This is a genomic window from Nocardioides sp. CF8 (assembly GCF_000389985.1).
Classification (GTDB): domain Bacteria; phylum Actinomycetota; class Actinomycetes; order Propionibacteriales; family Nocardioidaceae; genus Nocardioides; species Nocardioides allogilvus.
Genome location: NZ_CM001852.1, coordinates 3,360,638 through 3,379,681, shown reverse-complemented (window position 1 = coordinate 3,379,681; position 19,044 = coordinate 3,360,638). Strand labels below are relative to the sequence as shown.

General features: G+C 70.9%; 17 protein-coding genes. 14 read left to right on the top strand and 3 right to left on the bottom strand.

The features are described 5' to 3' along the window. The first annotated feature begins 78 nt into the window (after positions 1-78). From purS to CF8_RS16495, 3 genes are read left to right on the top strand one after another with little or no spacing between them, the layout of a single operon-like run. Positions 79-321, top strand: coding sequence for a phosphoribosylformylglycinamidine synthase subunit PurS (purS, locus tag CF8_RS16505; RefSeq protein ID WP_036491288.1), 243 nt, complete (start codon positions 79-81; stop codon positions 319-321). Next, positions 318-986 (top strand): phosphoribosylformylglycinamidine synthase subunit PurQ, encoded by a 669-nt coding sequence (gene purQ / locus CF8_RS16500; protein WP_010834237.1) that lies wholly within the window; start codon positions 318-320, stop codon positions 984-986. Before purS ends, purQ begins: the two co-directional genes overlap by 4 nt. Beyond that, positions 983-1,432 (top strand): DUF3817 domain-containing protein, encoded by a 450-nt coding sequence (locus CF8_RS16495; protein ID WP_010834236.1) that lies wholly within the window; start codon positions 983-985, stop codon positions 1,430-1,432. The genes purQ and CF8_RS16495 overlap by 4 nt, the downstream gene beginning before the upstream one ends. Before the next feature lie 59 nt (positions 1,433-1,491). On the opposite strand, the gene CF8_RS16490 is transcribed toward CF8_RS16495, so the two are convergent. Then, on the bottom strand, positions 1,492-2,898 hold the full coding sequence (locus CF8_RS16490; protein ID WP_010834235.1) for a glycoside hydrolase domain-containing protein: 1,407 nt from the start codon (positions 2,896-2,898) through the stop codon (positions 1,492-1,494). A gap of 161 nt (positions 2,899-3,059) precedes the next feature. Between CF8_RS16490 and purL the strand changes: the two genes are divergently transcribed. After that, positions 3,060-5,342 carry a phosphoribosylformylglycinamidine synthase subunit PurL gene (purL, locus tag CF8_RS16485; protein ID WP_010834234.1) on the top strand — a complete coding sequence of 761 codons (2,283 nt, stop codon included), beginning with the start codon at positions 3,060-3,062 and terminating at the stop codon, positions 5,340-5,342. A 226-nt stretch (positions 5,343-5,568) separates the two neighbouring features. On the opposite strand, the gene CF8_RS23500 is transcribed toward purL, so the two are convergent. Then, positions 5,569-7,149, bottom strand: coding sequence for a M28 family peptidase (locus CF8_RS23500; RefSeq protein WP_036491287.1), 1,581 nt, complete (start codon positions 7,147-7,149; stop codon positions 5,569-5,571). Positions 7,150-7,367: 218 nt separating this feature from the next. Between CF8_RS23500 and CF8_RS16475 the strand changes: the two genes are divergently transcribed. The 10 genes from CF8_RS16475 to CF8_RS16430 all read left to right on the top strand — a co-directional run bounded on the left by CF8_RS16475 (position 7,368) and on the right by CF8_RS16430 (position 17,879). Then, entirely contained in the window at positions 7,368-8,102 is a 735-nt protein-coding gene (locus CF8_RS16475) for an alpha/beta hydrolase (RefSeq protein ID WP_010834232.1), read from the top strand. 37 nt (positions 8,103-8,139) lie between these two features. Continuing rightward, positions 8,140-8,499: a sterol carrier family protein gene (locus CF8_RS16470; RefSeq protein WP_010834231.1), complete on the top strand. Its 360-nt coding sequence runs from the start codon at positions 8,140-8,142 to the stop codon at positions 8,497-8,499. After that, the gene (locus tag CF8_RS16465) at positions 8,500-9,300 is read left to right on the top strand and encodes a GNAT family N-acetyltransferase (protein ID WP_010834230.1); all 801 of its coding nucleotides are present in this window, start codon (positions 8,500-8,502) and stop codon (positions 9,298-9,300) included. Between the two features lie 34 nt (positions 9,301-9,334). Next, entirely contained in the window at positions 9,335-10,672 is a 1,338-nt protein-coding gene (locus CF8_RS16460; RefSeq protein WP_036491286.1) for a dipeptidase, read from the top strand. A gap of 163 nt (positions 10,673-10,835) precedes the next feature. After that, entirely contained in the window at positions 10,836-11,894 is a 1,059-nt protein-coding gene (locus CF8_RS16455; RefSeq protein ID WP_010834228.1) for a PucR family transcriptional regulator, read from the top strand. 133 nt (positions 11,895-12,027) lie between these two features. Beyond that, the gene (locus tag CF8_RS16450; RefSeq protein WP_010834227.1) at positions 12,028-14,349 is read left to right on the top strand and encodes a molybdopterin cofactor-binding domain-containing protein; all 2,322 of its coding nucleotides are present in this window, start codon (positions 12,028-12,030) and stop codon (positions 14,347-14,349) included. A 12-nt stretch (positions 14,350-14,361) separates the two neighbouring features. Continuing rightward, complete coding sequence (locus tag CF8_RS16445; protein ID WP_010834226.1) at positions 14,362-14,856, top strand: (2Fe-2S)-binding protein; 495 nt, start codon at positions 14,362-14,364, stop codon at positions 14,854-14,856. Positions 14,857-14,928: 72 nt separating this feature from the next. Further along, positions 14,929-16,458, top strand: a complete 1,530-nt coding sequence (gene purF / locus CF8_RS16440) for an amidophosphoribosyltransferase (RefSeq protein WP_010834225.1) — start codon at positions 14,929-14,931, stop codon at positions 16,456-16,458. Positions 16,459-16,486: 28 nt separating this feature from the next. Then, a complete protein-coding gene (gene purM / locus CF8_RS16435; RefSeq protein ID WP_010834224.1) occupies positions 16,487-17,548 on the top strand; it encodes a phosphoribosylformylglycinamidine cyclo-ligase in 1,062 nt (353 codons plus the stop codon). A 145-nt stretch (positions 17,549-17,693) separates the two neighbouring features. Beyond that, on the top strand, positions 17,694-17,879 hold the full coding sequence (locus tag CF8_RS16430) for a DUF3073 domain-containing protein (RefSeq protein WP_036491285.1): 186 nt from the start codon (positions 17,694-17,696) through the stop codon (positions 17,877-17,879). 88 nt (positions 17,880-17,967) lie between these two features. On the opposite strand, the gene CF8_RS16425 is transcribed toward CF8_RS16430, so the two are convergent. Beyond that, on the bottom strand, positions 17,968-19,041 hold the full coding sequence (locus tag CF8_RS16425; RefSeq protein ID WP_036491284.1) for a Glu/Leu/Phe/Val family dehydrogenase: 1,074 nt from the start codon (positions 19,039-19,041) through the stop codon (positions 17,968-17,970). Positions 19,042-19,044 lie beyond the last annotated feature (3 nt).

The window sequence follows — 19,044 nt, the reverse complement described above, 5'->3', positions numbered from 1 at the left end:
GGGGAGAGGTCAGGTCTCGGGTGCCTCGGGGACGCCGATAGGATCGCCCCTGCAATCCCCCGAAGCCCAGGAGCGCCCGTGGCCCGTTACGTGGTCGATGTCATGCCCAAGCCCGAGATCCTCGACCCCCAGGGCAAGGCTGTGCTCGGTGCGCTGCCGCGCCTCGGCTTCGCCGGCGTCGTGGAGGTCCGCCAGGGCAAGCGGTTCGAGGTCGAGATCGAGGGAGACGCGACCCCCGAGTCGCTCGCCGAGGTCCAGCAGATGGCCGAGACCCTGCTGTCCAACCCCGTGATCGAGGACTTCGAGGTCCGGACCGCATGAAGATCGGCGTCGTCACCTTCCCCGGCTCGCTCGACGACGTCGACGCGCGCCGCGCCGTCACGTTCGGCGGCAACGAGGCCGTCGCCCTGTGGCACGGCGACCACGACCTGAAGGGCGTCGACGCGGTCGTGCTGCCCGGCGGTTTCTCGTACGGCGACTACCTCCGCTGCGGCGCCATCTCGCGCTTCGCCCCGGTGATGACCGAGGTGATCGAGGCGGCAGCCAAGGGCATGCCCGTGCTCGGCATCTGCAACGGCTTCCAGATCCTCTGCGAGTCCCACCTGTTGCCCGGCGCGCTGATCCGCAACGACCACCGCAAGTTCAACTGCGTCGACCAGCGACTGCGGATCGAGCGGGTCGACACCCCCTGGACCTCGGCCTACACCGCCGGCCAGGAGGTCACCATCGTGCTCAAGAACGGTGAGGGCGGCTATGTCGCCGACGAGGCCACCCTCGACATGCTCGAGGGCGAGGGCCGCGTCGTCGCGCGCTACCTCGACGACAACCCCAACGGCTCGCTGCGTGACATCGCGGGCATCTCCAACGAGCGCGGCAACGTCGTCGGCCTGATGCCGCACCCCGAGCACGCCGTCGAGGCCCTGTGCGGTCCCGGCACCGACGGGCTGGGGTTCTTCACCTCCCTCGCTGCCGCCACGTTCGCGTGAAGGGCCTGACTCCGCGCAGCCTGTTCCGCACGCTCGCGGTCGCCGAGGCGATCACGTGGGCGGGGCTGCTCTCGGGCATGTTCCTGAAGTACGTCACCGAGACCACTGAGCTGGGTGTCCGCATCTTCGGCATGGTCCACGGCGTCGTGTTCATCGCCTACTGCCTGGTGACCGTGATCGTCGCGATCGACCAGCGCTGGTCGCTGCCGCGCTCCGTGCTCGGCCTCGCCGCGGCCGTCCCGCCGTTCGCCACCCTTCCCTTCGAGGTGTACGCCGATCGCCGGGGCCTGCTCGGGACCGACTGGCTCTCGCGGCCGGACAGCCCGACCGTCCTGCAACGGGCCGTCTGCTGGCTGCTGCGCCACTACCGCCTGGCCGTTGCCCTGCTCGTCGGGGCCGTCGCCGTACTCACTGCAGCTGCGCTGGCCGTCGGCCCGCCCGTCTGACCGTCTCGCCGGCGGTTGAGGAGGGCCGAAGGCCCGTCACGAGACCCCGGTTGCTCGGGTCAGAACCGACCCTTGGCCAGCTTCGCCCAGGTCGCCGCATCGGTCGTGCCGGTCGCGGTCGCGCCGACCCGGGTCTGGTAGGCGACCAGAGCTGATCGGGTGGCCTCGTCGAAGGTCCCGGTCACCTCGACCCGCTGCCGCGCGGCGCTCAGGGCGCGCTGGAGCCGCGAGACCACGGGGCCCGTGGCGCCGACGCCCAGCACCGGGCGTTCCTGACCGGCGAGCAGCGCGACCCAGTTCTTGCGGCGCCAGATGCGGGTCGGAGTGAAGTCGCGCGACTTCATCCATGCGCCAGCGGCCTTGCGGGTCGCGCGGTCGTAGTCGCCGTCCAGCCGTCCGGCGTACCGCCTCTTCTCCTTGAGCAGGCACTGCAGCGCGAGGGTGCGGGTCTTGCTGGCTGCCTTCGGCTTCAGGGTGTAGTAGGTCGGGAAGTCGATGCGGGTGCCGCCGCAGTGCGTCTCGGGCGCGGCGGTCGGGACGGGCGCCGGCGGGGGCGGGGTGGTCGTGCCGGGGCCGCTGAGGTCGAGGTAGTTGGTGTCGATGTTGATCGTGACACCACCCCACGTCTCGTTGTGCCCGCCCTTGAACTGCTTCATCCGGTTGCCGGGCCGCCACCCGTCCTCGGCGATGTAGCTCGTCGAGGTGTTGGCGACGCCGTCCCAGCGCGCGATCCAGATGCGGTCCGGGAGCGCGAAGACCCCGGGTCGCTTCAGACGTGCCTCATCGAGCATCTTGATGCCCGAGCTCGCGCTGGAGTAGAACCCGGCGACGTAGCCGCGCTCCTTGGTCCGGGTGACCCACGAGCTGATGAAGGCCAGCGCGGACTCCCGGCAGTGGGTGTTGGCCAGGTCGAACGCCTCGAGGTCGTACCACAGCGTGCTGCCCGGGCCGATGCCCAGCGCAGCCGCGTCCGCGGCGTTCTTGTCGGCCTCGACGACGCCCTGCGCGCGGGCTGCCGCATAGCTGCCGTCCGGCTTCGGGTCGATCTTGAAGTCGTCGTCGTAGCGCGGGAAGCGCGCGAGGCAGGAGGCCTGCGGGCCGAGCGCGATCGGGAGGAGCCGCCAGCCACGCGACACCTGCGTCGTGACCCAGGTGGGTGACAGGTTGGGCTGGACCCGACAGGCGCGGGAGTCCCCGGAGATGTAGATCCCGACCGCGCGGTACGGCGACGACTTGATCCACGCATCCATGGCGGCCTGGGTCGGGGCGACGCACTGGTCGAAGCCGAGACCGGTGAAGTCACCCGGGGTCGAGGCGACGACCTGGGCCGCGCTGGCGCTCGAGCTCGCACCGGCCAGCTCGGCGGCAGCGGTCGGCGACCCGGTCGGATCGGCGGTCTGCACGGTGGTGACGGCCAGCGCGACCGTGAGCAGGGCCGCGCTCGCGGCAATGACAGTTCGGCGCATGGTCGTGACTCCAGGAGCTGGGGAAGGGCGGGTCGCGAAAGGGCCACCCTACGTTCCCACCAGTCACTTTCGTCACAGGTTTGGCGTGTTCGCCCCGGGCCGTGGGCCGCCGGGCGGACGCGGCCACGTGGAGTGGCGCGGGGCTTAGTAGATTGACGCCCGTGTCCGAGACCCAGCAGGCCCCCCGCACGAGCACCCTCGACACCGTCGCCGTGGCGTCCGGTGACCCTGAGCGCGACCAGCCCTGGGCCGACCTGGGCCTGAAGGCCGACGAGTACGCCACCATCCGCACGATCCTCGGCCGCCGCCCGACCAGCAGCGAGCTGGCGATGTACAGCGTCATGTGGTCCGAGCACTGCTCCTACAAGTCGAGCAAGGTGCACCTCAAGCAGTTCGGCGAGGTGCCGCAGGAGACCCCGATCGGCAAGATGCTCGCGGGCATCGGCGAGAACGCCGGCGTCATCGACATCGGCCAGGGTTATGCCGTCTCGTTCAAGGTCGAGTCGCACAACCACCCGTCCTACGTCGAGCCCTACCAGGGTGCGGCCACCGGCGTCGGCGGCATCGTCCGCGACATCCTCGCGATGGGCGCCCGCCCGGTCGCGGTGATGGACCCGCTGCGCTTCGGCCCGCTCGACGCCCCCGACACCCACCGCGTGCTGCCGGGGATCGTGGCCGGCGTCGGCGGCTACGGCAACTGCCTCGGCCTGGCCAACATCGGCGGCGAGGTCGTCTTCGACGAGACCTATGCCGGCAACCCGCTCGTCAACGCCCTCGGCCTCGGGGTCCTGCGCCACGAGGACCTGCACCTCGCGAAGGCAGCCGGCGAGGGCAACCTCGTCATCCTGTACGGCGCCCGCACCGGCGGCGACGGCATCGGCGGGGTGTCCATCCTGGCTTCCGAGACGTTCGAGTCGACCGGTCCCGCGAAGCGACCCAGCGTGCAGGTCGGCGACCCCTTCATGGAGAAGCTGCTGATCGAGTGCACCCTCGAGCTCTTCGCCGCAGGTGTCGTCAACGGCATCCAGGACCTCGGCGGCGCGGGCCTGTCCTGCGCCACCTCCGAGCTGGCCTCGGCCGGCGACGGCGGCATGCACTGCAACCTCGACCAGGTGCCGCTGCGTGACTCCACGCTCGCTCCCGAAGAGATCTTGATGAGCGAGTCGCAAGAACGCATGATGGCGGTCGTCGAGCCCGACCACGTCGAGGAGTTCCTCGCGATCTGCGCCAAGTGGGAGGTGGAGGCGGCCGTCATCGGCGAGGTCACCACCACCGGCCGGCTCGAGATCGACTGGCACGGCGAGCGCATCGTCGACGTGCCGCCCGCGTCCGTCGCGCACGACGGTCCGACCTACCACCGTCCCTACGCCCGGCCCGCCTGGCAGGACGCCCTGCAGGCCGACACCGCCGAGGCGCTGCCGCGGCCGACGACCGGCGAGGAGCTCGCCGCGACGCTGCGGACCCTCGTCGCCAGCCCCAACCTGTGCGACAAGTCGTGGGTCACCGACCAGTACGACCGCTATGTCCGCGGCAACACCGTGCTCTCGCAGCCCGAGGACGGCGGGATGATCCGGATCGACGACGAGACCAACCTCGGCGTCGCGCTCTCGACCGACTGCAACGGCCGCTTTGCCAAGCTCGACCCCTATGTCGGCGCCCAGCTCGCCTTCGTCGAGTCCTACCGCAACGTCTCGACCGTGGGTGCCACCCCGATGGCCATGAGCGACTGCCTCAACTTCGGCTCCCCCGAGGACCCCGACGTGATGTGGCAGTTCGCCGAGGCCTGCCGCGGTCTCAAGGACGCGTGCCTCGAGCTCGGCATCCCCGTCACCGGCGGCAACGTCAGCCTCTACAACCAGACCGGCGAGACGGCGATCCTGCCGACGCCCGTCGTCGCGATCCTGGGCGTCATCCAGGACGTCACGCGCCGTACGCCGAGTGGCTTCCAGGCTGGCGGTGAGCGCGTCTTCCTCCTGGGTGAGACCCGCGAGGAGCTCTCCGGGTCGGAGTGGGCGCACGTCATCCACCAGCACCTCGGTGGACTGCCCCCGCGGATCGACCTCGCCGCCGAGCGCGCGCTCTCGACGCTGCTCGTCGAGGCGTCGAGCGATTCAGTTGTCACCAGTGCCCACGACCTGTCCGACGGCGGACTGGCCCACGCCCTGGCGGAGTCCTCCTTCCGCAACGGGATCGGGGTGTCGGTGGCCCTCGAGGGCGACCCCTTCGTCGCCCTCTTCTCGGAGTCCGCTGCTCGAGCCATCGTGACCGTGACCACCGACAACGCCGACCGGCTCGTCGCGCTGGCCGAGAAGCACGGCGTCGCGATCACCCCGCTGGGCCAGACCGGCGGCGACACCATCAGCGTCGAGGGCCAGTTCGAGGTCCCCGTCGCCGAGCTGCGCGCTGCGTGGAGCGCCACCCTGCCCGACGCCCTGGGTCGCTGACGTCCGATCAAATCGACGCGTTGGTCACTCCGTCCCGCGCGTCGGTGGGGTAGTTGAGTGAGGGTTTGTCGTCCACCGACGAAATCACCACAAACTCTCACTTAACTACGCCGGTACGCCGGTACGCCGCCGGTCCGCATCCGGCCGCCGGCCAAGCCAGGCACCCGACCACGAGGAAGGGCCCCCGCCGAGGCGGGGGCCCTTCGCCGTACACAGGAACAGAGCGTCAGCTGGTCGGCAGCTCGTGCTCGTGGTCGTGCAGACCGCCACCGCTCGGGGTGCCGTCGCCGTGGACGTCACCGACGACCGGCTCGCTGAGCGAGCTGATCGAGTTGGCGTAGGTCAGCACCGCGTGCGCCATCGCGTCGGAGTTGAAGTTGATCGCGTCGACGTTGACGTTCTCGATCGAGTCGCAGGGCGCGTGGTAGCAGGAGTCGTAGGAGACGCCGGGCTCACCACCGAACAGTGCCGCCTGGGACTCGGTCTTGACACCCTCGGCGCCGGTGAACAGGCCACCGGCCGGGATGCCCTTGGCGATGAACGGGCCGTAGTCGCTGCGACCGCTGAACGGGGTCTCGGCGGACGGCAGGTCCTGGGAGCCAAAGTAGTCGTGGAACAGCTTCTCGATGGCACCCGATCCATCAGGACCCTTGGCCGCGCCCGGGCCGACCGGGAAGGCGGAGTTGTCGCCGTCGTAGACGAACAGCGCGTAGTTGGGCGAGCCCACCATGTCGAAGTTCAGGTAGAGGGCGGTCTTCTCGAGCATGGACGGCTTGTTGGCTGCCAGGTCGTTGATGTAGTGGTTCGAGCCCAGCAGGCCGAGCTCCTCGGCACCCCACCAGGAGAAGCGCATCCGGTTGGTCGTCTTGGTCGTGGCAACCTGCTCGGCGACCTCGAGGAGCGCGGCGGAGCCGGAGCCGTTGTCGTTGATGCCGGGGCCGGCCACCACGCTGTCGAGGTGGGCGCCGGCGTGGACCGTGTTCTCCCAGTCGCCGGTCTTGGTGTCGGCGTGGACGTTCCAGGTCTTGCGGATCTCGGACTCGGTGCTGGCGACGATGTGGGCCGTGCCTCCGTCGGCCAGCGAGGACCCGATGGCGAAGCTGGTGCCCAGCGACGGAACCGTCCCGACCGGGGAGCCGAGCGTGCCGGCGAAGGCGCCGGTGGAGCCGGGAGTGCCGGTGTTCATCACGATGACGGCGGACGCGCCGGCGTCCTGGGCATTGACGACCTTGACCGCGAAGGCGCAGCTGCCCCGACGGACCAGGGCGATGTTGCCGGCGACGAAGCCGGCGAAGTCCGCTGCCTCGCAACCGCTGGTCGAGCCGGTCAGGTTGCCGAGGTTGAGGTCGACGGCCTGCACCGTGCCCGAGGCGTCGCCCGAGCCGGAGTAGGTCATCAGGGCGAAGTCCTCGCCGTCGACGTAGGAGGCCTGGCTCGGCGCGGAGACGTCGAACGTGGCCGGGGCCAGCTGGCGGTAGAACGGGAAGTCGAACGCCTGGACCGTCGGGCTGTAGCCGGCGGCCTTGAGCTGGCCGACCACGTAGTCACGGGAGGCGGCGTAGCCGGGGGTGCCCGAGGCGCGGGTGTCGTTGTTGGCGTCGGCGATGGCCTGGAGCTCATCGAGGTGGGCCATCACGTTGGCGGGCGTGACGGCTGCGCGCAGCGCGGCGGTCGCCGAGCTGGGGTCGGCGACTTCACCGGTGGCGGCCGGGGCGGTGAGCGCTGCTGTGGCGAGCGCGGCCGTCGAGGCGAAGGCCAGGAACGCGGTGCGGGTGGCCCGCGACGGCCTGGATGGGGCGTGCAACATGTGGATCCTCTCCGAGGGGACGTCCCGGGTGGTCCCGGGCACCTGCGCAACCTAGATGTGACTCGCGTCACTGGCAAGGGCGAGCATGGGTAGGGTCGACCGCGATGCCTGCCCTGACGCGACGGGCCGCCTTGGCGGCGGCTGCAATCCTCCCGCTGGCTGCGGCCTGCGCGAGCGACGGCGGGACGGACCCGAGCGATTCATCTGGAGGCGACCCGATGTCGAACGACGCCCAGGAGCCCACGCGCCTGACCTACGGTGAGGACCCGTCCCAGTGGGTCGACCGCTACGACCCCACGGGCGAGAGCCGAGGCACGGTCGTCGTCATCCACGGCGGCTTCTGGCAGGCGATGTATGCCGCCGATCTCGGCTCCCGGCTCGCTGCCGACCTGGCGGCGCGCGGCTGGACGGCGCTGAACGTGGAGTACCGCAGGGTCGGCAACGGTGGCGGCTTCCCGGCGACCTTCGACGACATCCACGCCGCGATCAACCTGGTCGACGGGGAGGGCCCGGTGGTCACGCTGGGTCACTCCGCCGGCGGGCACCTCGCGACCTGGGCGGCCGCTCGCCAGCGCTTCGACGAGTGGTCGGGCGGCGTCGAGGTCACGCACGTGCTCTCACAGGCCGGGGTGCTCGACCTGACGTCGGCGTACGACGAGAACCTCGGCGGGGGAGCGGTGCAGAGCCTGATGGGGGTCGGGCCCGACGACCCCGCCTTCGACCTCGCCGACCCCATGCGCCACGTCCCCCTCGACGTCCCCGTGTGGTGCCTGCACGCCCCCGACGACACCTCGGTGCCGATCAGCCAGTCGAGCGACTACGTGCAGGCGGCCACCGAGGCCGGCGCGACCGCGGAGCTCATCGAGGTGACGGGTGGTCACTTCGACCTCATCGACACACGCACCAAGGCCTGGCAGCAGGTCGTTGACCTGCTGGACACGATCGACGCGTGAGGCGAGGGGGCCGCCGGCCCCCGACTAGGGTTCACCCGTGCCCGTCCGTCTCCGTCCTGCCGCCCCCGACGAGGTCGCGGCCGCACTCGAGTCGCGCACGACGGCCGACGACAAGCTGCTCACCAAGCACTTCCTGGCCGTGCTCGCCGAGCGTGCGCCGGGCAACTCCGTCGAGGTCCGCATCCCGCCGTACGCCGCTGCGCAGGTCATCCCCGGAGTGCGGCACACCCGCGGCACACCGCCCGCGGTGATCGAGACGGACCCAGCCACCTGGATCGCCCTCGCCACCGGCGAGATCGAGTGGGGCGACGCGATCGCGAGCGGCCGGATCATCGCCAGCGGCGAGCGCACCGACCTGACGGCCCACCTGCCCCTGACAGACATGAAGAAGGACTGAATGGACATCCGCTCGCTCGGCTTCCGCACCGACCTGCGCCTGCTCGAGCTCTCCGGCAGCCTCATCGAGGACCGCGGCACCCACCTGGTGATCCGCACGCCCGACAACCCGACCTACTTCTGGGGCAACTTCCTGCTGCTCAAGCAGCGGCCGTTCCCCGGCGGCGAGCGCGAGGTGATCGGCGCCTTCCACACGGAGTTCCCCGAGGCCGAGCACGTCGCCATCGGCGTCGACGGCACCGAGGACCAGACCGCCGAGCTGCAGGCCTTCGCCGAGGCGGGCCTGGCGGTCGACAGCGGAGTCGTCCTGACGGCCGGTGCTCTGGTCGCCCCGCGGCCGGTCGCCGACGGCGTGGTCATCCGAGCGCTGGAGAGCGACGACGACTGGGAGGGGCGAGCTCGACTGGCGCACTACCTCTGGGCCAAGACGGACGAAGACGTGTTCATGGCCTTCGCCCGAGGCAAGAACGCGCAGGAGCGGGCACTGGTCGCGCGCGGGCTGGGCCAGCGCTTCGGCGCCTTCGTCGACGGCACCCTCGTCAGCACGGCGGCCGTCTTCGTCACCCACGCCGGGATCGCGCGCTACCAGACCGTCGAGACGCACCCCGACCACCGCCGCCAGGGGCTGGCCGCGGCGGTCGTGCACGCTGCCGGCGAGCACGCGCTGTCGACGTACGAGCTCGAGAAGCTGGTGATCGCAGCCGACCACGACGGCGACGCGCTGCGGATCTACCGCTCCCTCGGGTTCGTCGACGCCGAACGGCACATGACACTCGAGCGTCGTCCCGACAGGTGGGCGTGACGCGCGCCTCAGTGCCCCGACTAGGGTGCGGGACATGACGATCGACATCCGTGCCCGCCTCGCCGAAGTCCTCCCGGGGATCCGCCAGGACCTCGAAGACCTGGTCCGCATCCAGTCCGTCAGCGCCGACCCGGCGCGTGCCGGCGAGGTCGAGCGGAGCGCGCAGGCGACCGAGGCGCTGTTCGCCGCCGAGGGCTTCGAGACCGAGATCGTGCGTGCCTTCGAGGGCGCCCCGCCGGCGGTCATCGCGAAGAAGGCCGGGCCCGAGGGCGCGCCGACCGTGCTGCTCTACGCCCACCACGACGTCCAGCCCGAGAACGACCACGCCGACTGGGACTCGCCGCCGTGGGAGCCCACCGAACGCGGCGACCGGCTCTACGGCCGGGGTGCGGCCGACGACAAGGCCGGCATCGCCGCCCACCTCGGCGCCGTCCGGATCTTCGGCGACGAGCTGCCCGTCAACCTCGTGATGTTCATCGAGGGCGAGGAGGAGGTCGGCTCCGACACCCTCGTCGAGCTGCTCACGATGTACAAGGAGCGCCTGGCGGCCGACGTCATCGTCATCGCCGACTCCGGCAACTGGGACATCGGCGAGCCCGCGCTCACCACCAGCCTGCGCGGCCTGGTCCGGATGGACGTCGAGGTGCGCACGCTCACCCACGCCGTGCACTCCGGCATGTGGGGCGGCCTCGTGCCGGACTCCATCATGACCCTGAGCCGCCTCATCGCCAGCCTCCACGACGACGCCGGCAACCTGGTGATCGAGGGCCTGCACAGTGGGCCGGCTGCTGACGTCGACTACCCCGAGGCGCGCCTGCGCGCGGAGTCGGGCGCGGCTGAGGGCATCGAGTGGATCGGCACCGGCTCCGCCGTCGAGCGCCTCTGGACCCAGCCCGCGCTCAGCATCACCGGCTTCGACGCCCCCAAGGTCGACGGCGCGTCCAACACCCTCGTTCCCGCAGCGCGCTGCCGGATCAGCCTGCGTATCGCCCCCGGCGACACGACGAAGAACGCCGTCGAGCGACTCCAGGCCCACCTCGAGAAGCACGTCGCCTGGGGCGCGACGCTCAACACCGTCGTCGTGGACACCGGTGAGGCGACCCAGATCGACGCGACCGGTCCGGCCTACGACGCTGCGCGCGCCGCCTTCGCGGAGGCCTGGGACGGCACCGAGCCGGTCGACATGGGCGTCGGCGGCTCCATCCCCTTCATCGCCGAGTTCCTCGAGGCGTTCCCGCAGGCCAGCGTGCTGGTGACCGGTGTGGAGGACCCCGACACCCGTGCCCACGGCGCCAACGAGGGCCTGCACCTCGCCGAGTTCGAGAAGGTCGTCCTCGCCGAGGCGTTCCTGCTCCGCAACCTCGGCGGCTGATGGCCATGAGGGTGGGCTGACGCGTGCCGGACGCGAGCGCGTTCCTGGACCACCACCGGCGCACGCGCGTCTCGGAGGTCACCGAGCAGCTGGTGCGCACGATCGTGGCCGAGCACCCCGGCTACCACGGCGCCACCATCCCGCTCGACGACCTGCAGCGCTCGTGCCACGCCAACATCGTCAGTGCCCTCGAGCTGCTCGCCGTGGCCGTCGGCGCCGACGAGCCGCCGCCCCGGAGAGTGTCCTGTACGACGCCGCGCGCGACACCGGGCACCGGCGGGCGGACCAGGGACTGCCCCTCGACGAGCTGCTGCGCTCCTACCGCATGGGCGGGCGGCTCATCTGGGAGGACCTCCTCGGTGAGGCGCGGGCCTCCGACGCGCTGGACGCCGACGACCTCCGGGTCATCGGCACCCGCCTGTGGCAGGTCATCGACGAGACGTCCTCGCAGGTCGCGCGCGCCTATCACGCGACCGAGCTGCGCATCGTCCGCGCGGACGAGCAGAGGCGTGCCTCCCTGTGGGAGGGGCTGCTCTCGGGGCGCGGGGTCGAGCCGGCGTTCGCGCTGGAGGCCTCGCGCATCCTCGACATCCGCATGGACGGCCCACTGGTCGTCGTGGCGGTCGACCACCAGGACCCGCTCGGCGCAGTCGTCGACGGACTGGCCGACCGGTTGCGAGTCGTCGGCGTCGCCTCCACGTGGCAGCGTCGCGCGGAGTGCCACGTCGGGTTCCTCCAGCTCGCCTCCACCGACCTGGACCGCACCCTCGAGGTGCTGCGGGCGACGCCCGACGTCGCCATCGGTGTCTCCTCGGTCGTGCGCGGTCTCGCGCGCACCGACGTCGCCTTCCGCGAGGCGCTCACCACCCTGCGCACGATCGAGCCGGACGCCGCGTGCGTGGTGTCCTACGACGAGCGGCTGCCGGACGCGCTGCTCCTCGGCTCGCCCGAGGTCGCCGAGCGGCTCGTGCGCGTCTGGCTCGGCGCCGTGCTCGCGCTGCCGACCCCCGAGCACACCGCACTGCTGGAGACGCTGGAGACGTGGGTCGAGTGTGCCGGGTCCGCGTCGCGTACGGCGGAGCGCGTGCCGTGCCACCGCAACACCGTCCTCAACAGGGTGCGTCGGGTCGCCGACCTCACCGGCCTCCCGCTCGGCGACGCACCACCGCCGATGGAGCTGGCGCTGGCCCTGCGCGCCTGGCGGCTCACCCACTCCGAGTGAGATGTCTTGTGCACTCTGCACATCAGGGACCCACCAATACGGGGCGGTACGCGCATGGTGGTGGAGCGTGACGGGTGCCACACTCATCAGGTCCGGGGGGAGATACATAGGTCCGCGGAAAGGACGTCCCCCCATGCCCGAGCAGTCCGACCGGCTCGTCCCGCTCAACCACGCCGTGCCCCGGCGTCGCTTCCTCGGCTACGTCATCGGCGGTGCGACCCTGGTCGCCGCCGCTGACCTCGGCCTGCTCGCCGAGAGGGCCTCGGCCGTGATCCCGACCGTGCCGCAGCCGGCCGAGCTCTATGACCTCAACGACGCGCTCACCGACGCCGCGCGGCCGACGGCCAACCTGATCACCGTCGAGATCCACGAGGACGGCACCGCCTCCTTCTCGCTGCCGCGTGCCGAGGTGGGACAGGGGATCACCACCTCGAGCGCGATGCTGATCGCCGAGGAGCTCGACCTGCCCCTGGACAAGGTGGTCGTCACGCTCGCCCCCGCTCGCCCCGAGCTCCTCTTCAACCAGCTCACCGGCGGCTCCAACACCACGATCGCCACCTACACCCCGATCCGGGTGGCCGCCGCCGTCGCGAAGGCCGCGCTCCTCGAGGCCGCCGCGATCGTGCTCGGCGACACCGTCGGCGCCCTCGTGGCCAAGGGCGGCGTGATCTCCGCGCCCAACGGCGCGTCCGTGACCTACGGCGAGCTCGCCGTCCGGGCCGCCAGCCCCACCACGCGTTCGATCGAGGTCGAGCTCAAGGCGTCCTCCGACTTCACCGTCATCGGCACCCCGCAGAACCGGGTGGACGCGCTCGCGGCCGTCACCGGCACGAAGGACTTCACCACCGACCTGCAGGTCGACAACGCGCTCCCCACGATGATCTGCCGGGCCCCCACGCTCAACGGCACCGCGAAGAGCATCAACAACGAGGCGGCCGTGACGGCCATGCCCGGTGTCACGCACGTGGCGCTGCTCGACTTCGGCGTCGCCGTACGCGCCCGGACGTTCGGGCAGTGCATCGACGCGGTCCGGGCGCTCGACGTCGTGTGGGCCGAGGGCCCGGTGGCGGGCGAGAGCGACGCGACGATCGTGAAGCAGGTCCGGGCTGCGCAGCTGCCGATGCCGGCGCTGCCCGCCAACCCGCTGGTGCAGACCGTCACCGGTGACTTCGTCTTCTACTTCCGCAGCAACTCCCCGATGGACACCAACAGCGCGATCGCCGACGTGCGCGCCGACAGTGCGACCATCTGGGCCGGCCTCAAGTCGCCGATCGTGGCCCAGCAGCGCATCGCCGAGGCCCTCGGCATGGCCGAGGACCAGGTCAAGGTCAACGTCGTCACCGCCGGTGGCTCGTTCGGCCGCCGGCTCTTCTTCGACGGGGCGCTCGAGGCGGCCCGGATCTCGCAGGCGATGGGCCAGCCGGTCAAGCTGATGTGGCACCGCGCCGACGACGCCCGCGCCGGTCGCGCCCACCCGCTCGGCACCTGCCGGGTGCAGGCGACCTACCTCGGTGGCGAGGTGCTGTCCTTCAACCAGTCGCTGACCTGCGTGGAGACCGACTACCGCCACGGCCTCGGTGAGCTGCTCACCGCGCGCGGCTCCGACCTCCCCGGCGGCCTCGGCAACCAGGGCTTCGCGCAGACGATCTTCGCCCTGACCCAGGAGATCCCCTACAACTTCGGGGAGGTCACCCAGACCGTTCTCGAGGTCGACGAGCGCTTCAACACCGGCTCCATGCGCAACATCTACTCACCCGACGTGCGGGTGGCTGCCGAGCTCGTCGTCGACCAGCTCGCGGCGCGGATGAAGATGGACCCGCTCGCGTTCCGGCTCAAGTTCGAGCGCAACGACCGCCTGCGTGCCGTGCTGCAGAAGGTCGCCGCAGCCGGCGAGTGGGGCCGCCCGATGGCTCCCGGTACGGCGCAGGGCATCGCCATCCACAAGGAGTACAAGGGCGTCTCGGCCTGCGTGGTCGAGATCGACGCCCGGCCCGTGACCGTCGACCGCTCCATCCCCAACGCCGTGACCGGCCCGCGCGTGACCCGCGTGACCTACGCGATCGACGCCGGCCGCGTGGTCAACCCACGCGGCCTGGAGGCCCAGATGCAGGGCGGCATCAACGACGGCATCGCCCTGGCGCTGACCTCGAGCCTGCACCTGCGCGACGGCCACTTCCTCGAGGGGAGCTGGGACAACTACTTCTACACCCGGCAGTGGAACACCCCGCCGCGTGTCGACGTGATCGTGATGCCCTCCGACTCCGAGCAGCCGGGCGGGGCTGGGGAGGCCGGGGTGGCGGCGACGTTCGCGGCCGTGGCCTGCGCCTATGCCCGGGCCACCGGCACGGTGCCGACGCACTTCCCGATCAACCACGACACGCTCTCGTTCACGCCCAAGCCGTTCATCCCCCCGATCCCGCAGTCGCCGACCAACGGCCTCCAGCTCACCTGGTGAGGAGACCCACCCATGCCTGAACAGACCTTCATCCTCAACGGGGAGTCCGTGACCGTCGACGTCGAGGACGACGTGCGCCTGCTGTGGGTGCTGCGTGACGTCCTGGGCGTCACCGGTCCCAAGTACGGCTGCGGCATCAACGTGTGCAAGGCCTGCACCTCGCACATCAACGGCCGTGCGTTCAACCCCTGCGCCGTACCAGTCGGAGACCTCCAGCCCGGCGACAAGGTGACCACGATCGAGGGCCTCCCCGAGGCGGTCCCGGCCGTCAAGCGCGGCCAGAACGGCCTGCACCCGATGCAGGAGGCGTGGCTGGCCCGCGACGTCCCGCAGTGCGGCTACTGCCAGCCCGGCCAGATCATGGCGGCCGTCGCGCTGGTCAACAAGACCAAGCGCGAGGGCAGGACCATCACCGACGCCGACCTCGACACGATCCGCAACATCTGCCGCTGCGGCACCTACACCCGCATCCGGTCTGCGGTCCGCGACGGCGCGACGAAGATGTGACGCAGGCGCGGTGACCGTCCACCCCGCCCGGTCGATTCGGGACACCCGGCACGGGCCCGTAGACTGACGTCCGTGCCCTACGCCTCCTCGCACCGCAAGGGCGGCGACGGCCGTTTGACCGCGGCCCTCGATCCCCATGACCAGGGCCCGCAGGACGCCTGCGGAGTCTTCGGAGTCTGGGCGCCCGGTGAGGACGTCGCCAAGCTCAGCTACTTCGGCCTCTACGCGCTCCAGCACCGCGGTCAGGAGTCGGCCGGCATCGCGGTCAGCAACGGTCGCCAGATCCTCGTCTACAAGGACATGGGCCTCGTGTCCCAGGTCTTCGACGAGTCGACGCTGGAGTCGCTCAAGGGCCACCTCGCGGTCGGCCACGCGCGCTACTCCACCACCGGCGCCTCGACCTGGCACAACGCCCAGCCGACCTTCCACCCGACGGCGACCGGCTCCATCGCGCTGGCCCACAACGGCAACCTCATCAACACCGCCGACCTCGCGCAGATGGTGATCGACGACGAGGTCGAGGGCCACCTCGACCTGCAGATGCGGATGCCGCCGGCGAGCACCAACGACACCTCCGTCGTCACCCAGCTGCTGGCCCACCACCCCGGCCAGACCGTCGAGGAGCGGGCCGTCGACCTGCTGCCCCAGATCCAGGGCGCCTTCTCCTTCGTGTGGATGGACGAGCACACGTTGTACGCCGCTCGCGACCCGCAAGGCATCCGACCGCTCGTCCTGGGCCGGCTGGAGCGGGGCTGGGTCGTCGCCTCGGAGACCGCCGCCCTCGACATCGTCGGTGCCTCCTTCATCCGCGAGATCGAGCCGGGCGAGCTGATCGCGGTCGACGAGGAGGGCCTGCGCACGCAGCGCTTCGCCGAGGCCGCTCCGAAGCACTGCCTGTTCGAGTTCGTCTACCTCGCGCGGCCGGACACGATCATGACCGGTCAGCGCATGCACAGCGTGCGCGTCGAGATCGGTCGCCGTCTCGCCAAGGCCTTCCCGGCCGACGCCGACCTGGTGATCCCCGTCCCGGAGTCCGGGACGCCGAGCGCGATCGGCTACGCCGAGGCCTCGGGCATCCCCTACGGCATGGGGCTCGTGAAGAACTCCTACGTCGGGCGCACCTTCATCCAGCCGAGCCAGACGATCCGCCAGCTCGGCATCCGGCTCAAGCTCAACCCGCTGCGCGACGTGATCGAGGGCAAGCGCCTGGTCGTCGTCGACGACTCGATCGTGCGCGGCAACACCCAGCGCTCGCTGGTGCGGATGCTGCGGGAGGCCGGCGCGGCCGAGGTGCACGTCCGGATCGCGTCGCCGCCCGTCAAGTGGCCGTGCTTCTACGGCATCGACTTCGCGACCCGCGCAGAGCTGATCGCCAACGGGCTGAGCAACGACGAGATCTGTCGCTCGATCGACGCCGACTCGCTGGGCTACATCGACCTCGACGACCTCATCGAGGCGACGTCGGTGCCCAAGCCCGACCTGTGCCGCGCCTGCTTCGACGGCGTCTACCCGATCGAGCTCCCGGACGCCGATCGGCTGGGCAAGCACCTCCTCGAGACGCCGGTCAACGCGACGGCGCTGCCGGTCCTCAACAACCCCTGAGCCGCAACACAGTGAGTGGAGAACTGACGTGACCGAGCCCCAGTCCGAGAACGCCTACGCGGCTGCCGGTGTCTCCATCGAGGCGGCAGATCGAGCCATCGACCTGATGAAGGGCTGGGTCGAGAAGGCCCGTCGCCCCGAGATGATCGGCGGCCTCGGTGGGTTCGCCGGTCTCTTCGACGCGAGCGCGCTGACGAAGTACGCCCACCCGCTCCTCGCCACCTCGACCGACGGCGTCGGCACCAAGGTCGCGATCGCGCAGCAGATGGACGTCCACGACACCATCGGCTTCGACCTCGTCGGCATGGTCGTCGACGACCTCGTCGTGTGCGGCGCCGAACCGCTGTTCATGACCGACTACATCGCCACCGGCCGGGTCGTGCCCGAGCGCATCGCCGCGATCGTCAAGGGCATCGCGGAGGCCTGTGTCGTCGCCGGGTGTGCCCTCATCGGCGGCGAGACGGCCGAGCACCCCGGCCTCCTCGACCCCGACGAGTACGACGTCGCGGGGGCCGCCACAGGCGTCGTGGAGGCCGACAACCTGCTGGGCCCCGGTCGCGTCCGCCCCGGCGACGTGGTGCTCGCCATGGGCTCGAGCGGCCTGCACTCCAACGGCTACTCCCTCGTGCGCCACGTGCTGCTCAACACGGCCGGCTGGGCGCTGGACAAGGACGTCGACGTCCTCGGTCGCACCCTCGGCGAGGAGCTCCTCGAGCCCACCCGCATCTATGCCAAGGCCTGCCTGGACCTCGCGGCCGCCGGCGGCGTGCACGCGATGTCCCACGTCACCGGTGGTGGCCTGGCCGCCAACCTCGAGCGGGTCATGCCGGTCGAGCTCGGCGCGACCATCGACCGCACCACCTGGAGCCTCCCGCCCGTGTTCTCACTGGTCGGCGAGGTCGGCAACGTCTCCCGTGAGGACCTGGAGGCCACCCTCAACTGTGGCGTCGGCATGGTCGCGATGATGACGCCCGATTCGGTCGACGCAGCGGTCGAGCTGCTCGCCGGTCACGGCATCCCGACCTGGGTCGCCGGCGAGGTCAGTGAGGGCGGCGAAGGCCGGGTCACGCTCACCGGCGACCACCACTGAGCCCAATCACGGGCTTTATCGGCGTTTCACAGCCCCTGGCGTGCGGGAACACCCAGGGAGCAGGTAGCGTTGTGCCTACGAGAAATTCTTATGGACAGCCCGGGAGCCATCGTTGCCCCGGCCGATTTGCGAGGGGGCTGACCCTATGGGGCGCGGCCGAGCTAAAGCCAAGCAGACGAAGGTCGCACGCGACCTGAAGTACCGCACTCACGAGACGGACTTCGGGGCGCTCGCCAGTGAGTTGCACGGCGACAGTGGCAAGAAGGACGAGCAGGTCGATCCTGAGGTGCTCGAGAAGTGGTCCGACGTCATCGAGCCCTCGCGCGACTGACCTCGCTCACCGAGGCCTGACACCGCACGCGGCAACCGGACGAAGCGAGTCGTCGCTCCGTCCGGTTGACGCTTGTGTCGCGCTCTCGTCAGGGCAGCCAGACACCGCGCAGGCGACCCACGTCGCGCATGCGGCGTTCGGCCAGCCGGTCCGCGGCGATCGCGGGCGGCACGCCGTCGGCGCGCGCCAGTTCGAAGACCGCCCGGGTGGTGTCGAAGATGCCGCTCGCACGCTGCTGCGCGCGCTCGAAGGAGAAGCCCTCGAGCTCGTCGGCGACCTGGATCAGACCACCCGAGTTCACGCAGTAGTCGGGGGCGTAGAGGATCCCGCGGTCCTCGAGCTGCTTCTCCACGCCGGGGTGCGCGAGCTGGTTGTTGGCCGCGCCGCAGACGATCTTCGCGCTCAGCACGTCGACCACCTCGTCGGTGAGTGCGCCGCCGAGGGCACAGGGCGCGTAGACGTCGAGCGGCGACGCCACGAGCGCCGCCGTGTCGGCGACCGCCTGCACCTGCGGGAGGTCCGCGCGCACCGCGTCGACCGAGGGCTGGTGGACGTCGGTGATGACGACGCTGGCGCCGTCCTCGACGAGGTGCCGCACGAGGTGGCGCCCGACCTTGCCGACCCCGGCCACGCCGACGGTGCGACCGGCCAGCGTGGGCTCGCCCCAGACCTGCTCTGCGGCCGCACGCATGCCCTGGAACACGCCGTACGCCGTCAGCACCGAGCTGTCCCCGGCGCCACCGTGCGCCACGGTCCGACCCGTGACGTAGGAGCACTCGCGCGCGATGTCGTCCATGTCTTCCGAGAACGTGCCCACGTCGCAGGCGGTGTAGTAGCGACCGTTCAGTGACTGCACGAAGCGGCCGTAGGCGCGCAGCAGCCCCTCGGACTTCAGCGTGGCCGGGTCGCCGATGATGACCGCCTTGCCGCCGCCCAGGTCGAGCCCGGCGAGCGCGGCCTTGTAGGACATCCCGCGCGAGAGGTTGAGGACGTCCTCGATCGCGGCGTCCGTGGACGCATAGGGATAGAAGCGGGTGCCGCCGAGCGCCGGACCGAGAGCGGTGGAGTGGATCGCGATGATCGCCTTGAGCCCGGTGGCCGCGTCGTTGGCGAAGACCACCTGCTCGTGCTCGTGGCCGACCTCGAATACGTCTACAGACATGGG